At 65.5% G+C, this 8,684-nt stretch carries 8 protein-coding genes; 6 read left to right on the top strand and 2 right to left on the bottom strand.

Translation table 11 applies throughout. The features are described from left to right. The 5 genes from THIDRDRAFT_RS22400 to THIDRDRAFT_RS22380 form a co-directional block, all read left to right on the top strand. A partial coding sequence (locus tag THIDRDRAFT_RS22400; protein WP_007043212.1) for a DUF2397 family protein occupies positions 1-509 on the top strand: 509 nt, incomplete at its 5' end. Positions 510-606: 97 nt separating this feature from the next. Further along, complete coding sequence (torT, locus tag THIDRDRAFT_RS22395) at positions 607-1,743, top strand: TMAO reductase system periplasmic protein TorT (RefSeq protein WP_007043211.1); 1,137 nt, start codon at positions 607-609, stop codon at positions 1,741-1,743. Beyond that, positions 1,740-4,049 (top strand): sensor histidine kinase, encoded by a 2,310-nt coding sequence (locus THIDRDRAFT_RS24200; protein WP_007043210.1) that lies wholly within the window; start codon positions 1,740-1,742, stop codon positions 4,047-4,049. Before torT ends, THIDRDRAFT_RS24200 begins: the two co-directional genes overlap by 4 nt. After that, positions 4,046-4,462, top strand: coding sequence for a response regulator (locus THIDRDRAFT_RS22385; protein ID WP_007043209.1), 417 nt, complete (start codon positions 4,046-4,048; stop codon positions 4,460-4,462). The genes THIDRDRAFT_RS24200 and THIDRDRAFT_RS22385 overlap by 4 nt, the downstream gene beginning before the upstream one ends. 76 nt (positions 4,463-4,538) lie before the next feature. Continuing rightward, positions 4,539-5,531, top strand: a complete 993-nt coding sequence (locus THIDRDRAFT_RS22380) for a GGDEF domain-containing response regulator (protein WP_007043208.1) — start codon at positions 4,539-4,541, stop codon at positions 5,529-5,531. A gap of 48 nt (positions 5,532-5,579) precedes the next feature. Here THIDRDRAFT_RS22380 and THIDRDRAFT_RS22375 read toward each other — a convergent pair whose 3' ends face one another. Together THIDRDRAFT_RS22375 and gad are read right to left on the bottom strand one after the other, a co-directional pair. Continuing rightward, entirely contained in the window at positions 5,580-6,503 is a 924-nt protein-coding gene (locus THIDRDRAFT_RS22375; RefSeq protein ID WP_007043207.1) for a carbon-nitrogen hydrolase family protein, read from the bottom strand. A gap of 46 nt (positions 6,504-6,549) precedes the next feature. Next, positions 6,550-7,938, bottom strand: coding sequence for a glutamate decarboxylase (gad, locus tag THIDRDRAFT_RS22370; protein ID WP_007043206.1), 1,389 nt, complete (start codon positions 7,936-7,938; stop codon positions 6,550-6,552). A gap of 209 nt (positions 7,939-8,147) precedes the next feature. Between gad and THIDRDRAFT_RS22365 the strand changes: the two genes are divergently transcribed. Further along, on the top strand, positions 8,148-8,684 hold a 537-nt coding region (locus THIDRDRAFT_RS22365), incomplete at its 3' end, for a DUF2397 family protein (RefSeq protein ID WP_007043205.1).

Raw genomic sequence — 8,684 nt, 5'->3', positions numbered from 1 at the left:
AGACGGACCTCTACCGGACCCTGATGCGCGCCTTCTCCGAGGCCAAGGAGCATTTCCTGGTCCATCTGCGCCCGGAAGACGTGCTCGATCGCGTCAGGCGCGACGGCCGGCAGCTCGATCTCGACGCCGTCCAGGCGGCGCTCGGCCAGCTGGTCGAATGGGGCAACCTCCAGGCCGAGCCCGACACCAGCCGGGTGACCAAGGTCGAGGACTTCTACCGCGCCCGCTATCTCTACCATAATCACCCGCGAGAGCGAGGCCGCCCAGGCTGCCCTGGCGACTCACGAGCGCATGCTCGGGCACCATGGCGCGCCCAGTCCGTAGCCTTGGCCGACATCGCCAGCCAACTGCGCGGCCTGCTGATGCAGCCGCTGCTCTATGCCGATCACCCCGCCTACCGGCTGGTCAAGCGTCACATCGACTGGCTCAGGGACTGGCTGCACAGCGAGACCCGCTGGGATCTGCGACTCGAGGCCGACTTCGCCCGCCTGGCCAAGACCGCTCCCTAGCACGACGACGGCGAGGTTCGGATAGACTGGGTGCGGTATCGATCCGTGTCGCGCCGGCGAGGGACGGGGTGGTGCCAATCGGAGATGGGAGAACGAGGTGTTTCATTTCAATTGGTTGGGGTCCTTCTTCTTGCTTGCCACGCTCTCGCTCGCCGGAACCGCGTCGGCACGGGAGCTGATGGTCAACGCCTACTATGGTGAGTATCTGGCGGACACCAAGGTGCCAGGCATCTCTGCGGCCTCGCTGAAGGGGCCGGTCTTGGAGCCCTGGCGATTCGTCGAGCGGGCCCGAGGCACCTATCGGGTCGGGGTGCTCTTTCCCCAGCTCGAGGATTCCTACTGGGGTGCAGTCGATTTCGGGATCGCCGAGCGGGCGGCCTCGGGCGGCGTCGCCTTCGAACTCCTGGAGGCGGGGGGGTATCCTAACTTGGCCGTTCAGATCCAGCAGCTGCATCGACTGCGGGACCTGGGTGTGGATGGCGTGATCCTGGCTGGGGTCGCCTACGACAAGCTGGATACGGAGGTGGCGGCGACGGTGGCGGCTGGGATCCCTGTGGTGGCGGTGATCAACGACATCCGGGCGCCGCAGATCCAGGCCAAGTCGATGGTGTCCTTTTTCGGGATGGGCGCCAAGGTGGGTGAATATCTGCGCGAAGAGTTGGACGGGCGGCCGGTGAATGTCGCCTTCTTCCCCGGACCCAGGGACAGCGGCTGGGCGCCCGAGAGCCTGGCAGGGTTCGTCGAGGCGTTCGAGGGCGTCCCGGGGATCCGGACGCTGACGCCGTTCTGGGGCGATACCGAAGAGAGGACCCAGAGCAGCCTGATTCGCCGGGCCTTTCATTTCTATCCGGACATCGACTATCTGGTGGGGAACGCGGTGATGGCCGAGGTCGCCCCGAGCGTTCTGGCCGAGCTCGGGCGCTCATCCGGAGAGGTGCGGATCCTCTCGACCTACCTGATTCCACAGGTCTACGCCCACATCCAGGCTGGACGGGTCGAGGCCGCGCCAGCCGATCTCAACATCGATCAGGGGCGCATCGCCATGGATATGATGATTCGGATCTTGGACGGGCAGCGCCCAGGGGTGGATTTTCCCTTCCGCGCCGGCCCGCAGATCCCGATCCTGACCACGGAGACCATCCGGGAATATCCGTTCGAGCGTCTGTTCGGCGATCGCGGCTTCGAGCCGGTCTCGCGCTACCGGCCGGACGCACCCGAGGCCGAGGCGCCATGAAGATCGCCTACAAGCTGCTGATCCCGCTGGTGATGATCTTTATCCTCGGCTTCGGGCTGCTCTATGCCATTTGGATCCACTCGGAGCGGGCGATGATCGACGCCTTCGAGGAGAAGTCGAGCCGGGTCATCCTGGATCAGCTGATGCAGGATCGCCAGCGGCGGCTCGAGATCGAGCGTGGCTATCTGGAGTTCGTCGCCAGCATGGCGGCCAAGGTGGCGGTCGAGTTCGTCTCCAATATGAACTATGAGGGCATCGAGCAGCCGATCTCCGAGCTGCTCGCCCTCGATGGCGTCAAGGCCGTGCAGGTCTTCGATGCCACCACGGATCAGACCTTCGTCGCCGCCTACCGGGAGGGCGGGCGTTCCCTGGTCGGTACCGAGCTGCCACAGGGCTTGGCGGACTACCAGCAGTTTCGCCATCGGTTGACGGGTCACTTCGACGCTCGCGATGTCGATTACGGCTATATCGCGATCTACTACGACGACGCCCCCTTGCTCGGGGAGATCGATGCCATGGAGCGTGTCTCGCTCGGTCGTATCGAGCAGATCAAGACGGACGTCCAGCACATGCTGGCGCAGCGGATCTCCTTCCAGCTCCTGATCTTCGCCGCCGCCGCCCTGTTGCTCGCTGGCGGTGTCTTTCTGCTCGTCTATCGCTTCGTGCTGGTGCCGCTGCGCGCGCTGCACCTGGGGCTGGACGGATTCTTCGCCTTCCTGCAGCGCCAGGAGGATCGGATCGAACCGATCGCGCTGGGGGGCGGCGACGAGTTCGGCGACATGGCCCGCTCGCTCAACAAGAACATCGAGGTCAGTGCCGAACTTTTGCAATCGATCAACGCCTTGAATGCGACGCTCGAGCAGAAGGTCGAGGCCCGCACCTGCCAGCTGCGTCTGGCTAACGAAAAGCTGGAGTTGAGCCTCGAGGGCGGGCGCCTGGGCTCCTTCGACTGGGACATCCCTCGCGATCGCTACAGCATCGATGCGGGCTGGGCGGGCATGCTCGGCTGCGATCTCGGTGAGATGGGCCCGGGGCTCGCGGCCTGGAAGTCGCTGATTCACCCCGAGGACCTCGCTTCGGTGAACGAGCGCTTCGGGCGCTATCTGGCCGGCGAGGTTCCGCACTACGAGTCTCAGTACCGGGTGCGCACCAAGGACGGCGGCCATCTGTGGATCCTGGCGCGGGGCAAGATCGTCGCCCGCGATCCCGACGGACGCCCGGTCCGGGTGGCGGGAACCCACATGGACATCACCCATATCAAGGAAACCGAGCAGCGCCTCCTGGATGCGACCCAGCGGGCGGAGCGCGCCTTGGCGGAGCTGCAGTCGACCCAGGCGCAGCTCATCCACTCCGAGAAGATGGCGGCCCTCGGACACCTGATCGCCGGGGTCGCCCACGAGATCAACACCCCGCTGGGCGCGGTCAAGTCCAGCGGTACCAACATCGCCCACTCCTTGGAGCAGGCGCTGGGCAACCTGCCTGGCCTCTTCGGTCTGCTCACGCAGGAGGAGGTGTCCCTGTTCCTGGACCTGCTGGCGCGCGCGCGGGCACAGACGGGCATCCTCCCCAGCCGCGAGGCACGTCGGCTCACCCGCGGACTGACCGAAGAGCTCGAGGGAGAGGGGGTGACGGGTGCGCGCCGCATCGCCGACATCCTGGTACAGCTCGGGGTCCGCGACTCGCCGGCCTCCTATCTGCCCCTGATTCGTCATCCCCGCAGCGACTTCATCCTCGATACCGCCTACAGCATTGCGGCGATCGCGACCAACGCCGCCAACATCAACCACGCCGTCGAGCGCGCCGCCAAGATCATTACGGCGCTCAAATCCTTTTCCCGGCTCGACGCGGGCGGCAAGCGCAGCGAGACCGACCTGCGGCAGAACATCGAGACCGTGCTCACCCTCTATCACAATCAGATCAAGCAGAGCACCGAGCTGGTGTGCCGCTATGCCGAGGTCCCTCCGCTGTCCTGTTATCCCGACGAACTCTGCCAGGTGTGGACCAACCTCGTACACAATGCCTTGCAGGCGATGGACTCTCGTGGCACGCTCAGAATCGTTCTTGAGGCCGAGAAGGGTGTCGCCGTGGTGACCGTCGCCGATACCGGCGGCGGGATAGCGCCCGAGATCCGCGAGCGCATCTTCGAGCCCTTCTTCACCACCAAGCGGGCGGGTGAGGGTAGCGGATTGGGGCTCGACATCGTCAGGAAGATCGTCGCCAAGCATGGCGGCCATCTCGAGATGGATAGCGAGGTGGGTGTTGGCACGACCTTCAAGGTCTATCTACCCTATCCGGAGCCGAGATGATGGAGCAGGGAATCCTGCTGTGCGTGGACGACGAGATGATGGTGCTCAGCGCCCTGCGGGATCAGCTGAGGCGCGTCTATGACCACCGTCACCTGATCGAGATCGCGGAGAGCGCGGAGGAGGGCCTGGAGATCCTCGACGAATTGGCCGGTGAGGGCTATATCCCGCTGGTCATCATTTCGGACTGGCTGATGCCCGGCATGAAGGGCGACGAGTTCCTGATCGAGGCGCATCGCCGCTTTCCTCACGTCATCAAGATCATGCTCTCGGGGCAGGCCGACGAGGAGGCGGTTCTGCGCGCGCGCGCCCAAGCCAATCTGCATGAGTTCATCGTCAAGCCCTGGTGCGCGGAGGTGCTGATCGCCTCGATCGACGCCGGACTCGACGCCTTCTGGCGGCGTGAGGGGGCATGATGGTCGCGCGCTCGCCGATGTCCGGGACGACGCGGAGTCAGAGCGGGCAGGCTGCCGGCAGGCCGAGGCGGCGCGGATGACCCAGAGCGCGATTCTCTGTGTCGATGACGAGCCCATGGTCCTCAGCGCGCTGCGCACCCTGCTGGAGCAGCACCTCAAGGAGGTCCAGGTGATCGAGGTGGCCGAGTTGGCCGCCGAGGCGTTGGAGGTGGTGGACGAGCTGCTCCAAGATGGGATCGAGCTGAAGGCGGTCGTCGCCGACTACCTCATGCCTCAGATGCGTGGCGACGAGCTGATGGTGCGCATCCATCGGCGGTTGCCGCAGATCAAGACGATTCTTCTCACCGGGCAGAGCGATATCGGCGGGGTGAAGCGGGCGATCAACGAGGCCGATCTCTATCGCTTCATCGAGAAACCTTGGCACAACGAGGACCTGCTGCTGACGCTGAGGGGTGCGCTCACCGCCTACGACCAGGAGCGCGAGCTGGAGCGTCAGAACGATCAGCTGCGCCGGCTCAACGATGAGCTGGAGCTCAAGGTCGCCGAGCGTACCCGCGAGCTGGCGGAGAAGAACCGGGAGCTCGAGCGCCTCTCGGTCACGGACTGTCTCACCGGTCTCTGCAATCGCCTGAAATTGAACGAGGAGCTCAAACGCGAGCTGTCGTTGGCCAAGCGCTACGGCACGCCCTTTTCCATCCTGCTGATGGACATCGACCGCTTCAAACGGGTCAACGATACCTACGGCCATCAGATGGGCGATCGTGTCCTGGTCAAGCTCGCCGACATCCTGCGCCGTTCCGTTCGCGACACCGACCGGGTTGGACGCTGGGGGGGAGAGGAATTCCTCACTATTTGCGCCGAGACCCCTCTTGCCGGGGCCTCGCGTCTGGCCGAGAAACAGCGTGCCGCGATCGCGGCCCACGACTTTCCAATCGTCGGCGGCTGCACTGCGAGCTTCGGGGGCAGCGAGTACCAGGAGGGCGACAGCATCGAGAGCCTGATCTCTCGGGCGGACGCGGCCTTGTATCGGGCCAAGGAGGCCGGGCGCAATCGGGTCGAAGCCGGATGAGACCATCGCCGCCCCACAGGCGGGGCGACGCGGGCCGATGCGGCATCCTCAATACAGTTCCGGGCGCCGATCCTTCAGATAGTCGGTGTTCTCCGGATGCGTCGGGCCATAGTCGGACGGGATGCAGTCGGCGATCAGAAGGGTCGGCTCGTTCTTGGCAGCGACCATCGGCTCGCCATGCGGGTTGGCGATCACGCTGTTGCCCAGGTAGCGCCCCACGGGCTCCGAGTCCAGCGTCTCGCCCTGGCAGCGGTTGCTGTAGCACACGAAGAGCCCGTTCTCCCAGGCGTGCGCCGGGATCAGGGTCTTGGCGATGTCCGGGTAGGCGGGCGAGGTCCATTCCCCGGTCGAGAGTCGGGTCGATTCGTCGGCCGCAGTGGGGATGATCACCAGCTTGGCGCCCTCGAGCGCGAGCCGTCGCGTGAGCTCCGGGAACTCGGCCTCGTAGCAGTTCAGCAGGCCGACCGGGAAGCCGTTGATCGCGTGGACGGTGAGAGCCGGTCCTTCCTCCGGGTAGAGATATCCGGGCGTCCAGATCTTCTTCTCGTCGGGTCCCCACAGGTGGGTCTTGCGATAGTTCTTGAGCAGGCTTCCGTCGGGACCGAACAGGGCGATCGCATCGTAGTAGCGGGTCTCGCCGGCGACCTCGGCCCGCTCGGGATAGGGACAGACGATGCCGATTCCCTTCTCCCTGGCGATCGCCGCGACCTCGCTTAGGGTCTCGTCACCGGGGCTCATGGCGAGCGCATAGAGTCGGTCCGGCGGCACCGCATAGCCGCTCAGGTAGAGCTCGGGAAAGCTGATCAGCTGGGCGCCGAAGCCGAGCGCGATCCCCGCAGCGGATTCGAGCCGGTCGAGATTGTGTCGAATGGCATCGGTCGTTCCCGCCGGCCCCGTGTCCTGGAGCACGGCCAGGCGAATGCCCCGGCCGTGCGCGGGAGGCGTCGTCTTGATATAGCTGTTGATGATCATGGCGTCCTCGTTTCGGATGCGTGTCGCATTGGCTCGGGTCTGTCGCTCAGTGCGCGAACCGGGGTGCAGGTGCCCTGGATTCGTGGCCGCTCAGTCCCTCGAAGTGATCGACCACCTTGCTGATATCGGCGAGCAGCATCTCGGACATGTCGGCGCTGAATCCCTCGCGCACCACGATGCGCAGTACCGCGACCTCCTCGGCGTGCTCGGGCATGGTGTAGGCGGGCACCTGCCAGCCGGATTCGCGCAGCTTGTGCGAGACGTCGAAGACGTTGTAGCCCGGGATCGCGTCTTTCAGCTTGAAGGCGAAGACGGGGATGGTGCTGGCGTCGCTGACCAGCTCGAAGGGACCGAGCGCCTCGATTCCCTGGGCGAGGGTCATGGCCGTGTCGCGCAGGGCCTCCATGATCTGGGTGTAGCCGGCCCGGCCGAGACGCAGGAAGTTGTAGTACTGGCCGACGACCTGATTGCCGGGGCGCGAGAAGTTCAGGGTGAAGGTCGGCATGTCGCCGCCGAGATAGTTGACGTGGAACACCAGATCCTCGGGCAGATCGGCGTGGCTGCGCCACACCACCCAGCCGACTCCGGGGTAGACCAGTCCGTACTTGTGGCCCGAGACGTTGATCGATTTGACCAGTGGCAGCCGGAAGTCCCACTTCAGCTCCGGCTGCAGGAAGGGCGCGACGAAGCCGCCGCTGGCGGCGTCGACGTGCATCGGGATCTCCCAGCCGCTGGTCGCGTTCTGGGCGGCGAGTGCATCGTGGATGGCCTCGATCGGCTCGTACTCGCCGGTGAAGGTGGTGCCGAGGATCGCCACGACGCCGATGGTGCGCTCGTCGGTGCGCTCGATCACCTCCTCGGGCGTGATCACGTAGCGGCCCTTCTGCATCGGGATGTAGCGCGGTTCGACGTCCCAGTAGCGGCAGAACTTCTCCCACACCACCTGGACGTTGGCGCCGAGGATCAGGTTGGGACGATGGGTGTCTTTGCCCTGCGCCCGGCGGCGCTCGCGCCAGCGCCACTTGAGCGCCATGCCGGCCAGCATCACCGCCTCGCTGGAGCCGATCGCGGAGGCGCCGACACCCTGGTCCGGGGCGTTGAACAGATCGGAGACGATGTTGACGCAGCGCGCCTCGATCTCGGCCGTGCGCGGGTACTCGTCCTTGTCGATCATGTTCTTGTCGAAGGCCTCGGCCATCAGCCGCTCGGCCTGCGGCTCCATCCAGGTGGTGACGAAGGTCGCCATGTTGAGTCGGGCGTTGCCGTCGAGCATCAGCTCGTCGTGGATGAGGTCGTAGGCGGTGTCGGGGACCATCTCGTGCTCGGGGAGCCGGTACTTGGGCACCGCGTTCTGCATGCCTCGACGCGCATAGGCGGGTGCCAACAGGTCGTCGGCATCTTCCGGGCGGATCGCTTCGATCTTCTTGGTCAGCATCTCGGATCACTCCGTGTGGGTGGCTCGGGACTGCGGGGCCGATGCTCTCATATCCGTGGGTGGGCTGTCCTTTGCGTATGCTCGTCGCACGAGGAGTTATCTCACGCGGCGATGCCCGGGCATGCGCTAAAACTCATTGTTCGCGGTCTTCTCCCGATGCTAGTGTCCACGCTCAGCACAGAACCGGCCGCGATACAGCCCAGCCACGGATGCCCGACACCAGCTTCAACTATCTGACCGCCGACAAGACGGACCTCTACCGGACCCTGATGCGCGCCTTCTCCGAGGCCAAGGAGCATTTCCTGGTCCATCTGCGCCCGGAAGACGTGCTCGATCGCGTCAGGCGCGACGGCCGGCAGCTCGATCTCGACGCCGTCCAGGCGGCGCTCGGCCAGCTGGTCGAATGGGGCAACCTCCAGGCCGAGCCCGACACCAGCCGGGTGACCAAGGTCGAGGACTTCTACCGCGCCCGCTATCTCTACCATAATCACCCGCGAGAGCGAGGCCGCCCAGGCTGCCCTGGCGACTCACGAGCGCATGCTCGGGCACCATGGCGCGCCCAGTCCGTAGCCTTGGCCGACATCGCCAGCCAACTGCGCGGCCTGCTGATGCAGCCGCTGCTCTATGCCGATCACCCCGCCTACCGGCTGGTCAAGCGTCACATCGACTGGCTCAGGGACTGGCTGCACAGCGAGACCCGCTGGGATCTGCGACTCGAGGCCGACTTCGCCCGCCTGGCCAAGACC

The organism is Thiorhodococcus drewsii AZ1, assembly GCF_000224065.1.
GTDB lineage: Bacteria > Pseudomonadota > Gammaproteobacteria > Chromatiales > Chromatiaceae > Imhoffiella > Imhoffiella drewsii.
The sequence above is the reverse complement of the archived record's forward strand: the minus strand, read 5'-3'. Positions and strand labels throughout refer to the sequence as shown.

What these genes read in the sequence shown, in the direction of transcription:
- THIDRDRAFT_RS24200 (WP_007043210.1), top strand. Translation starts at nt 1,740, where the DNA reads ATGAAGATCGCCTACAAGCTGCTGATCCCGCTGGTGATGATCTTTATC.
- THIDRDRAFT_RS22385 (WP_007043209.1), top strand. Translation starts at nt 4,046, where the DNA reads ATGATGGAGCAGGGAATCCTGCTGTGCGTGGACGACGAGATGATGGTG.
- THIDRDRAFT_RS22380 (WP_007043208.1), top strand. Translation starts at nt 4,539, where the DNA reads ATGACCCAGAGCGCGATTCTCTGTGTCGATGACGAGCCCATGGTCCTC.
- THIDRDRAFT_RS22375 (WP_007043207.1), bottom strand. Translation starts at nt 6,503, where the DNA reads ATGATCATCAACAGCTATATCAAGACGACGCCTCCCGCGCACGGCCGG.
- gad (WP_007043206.1), bottom strand. Translation starts at nt 7,938, where the DNA reads ATGCTGACCAAGAAGATCGAAGCGATCCGCCCGGAAGATGCCGACGAC.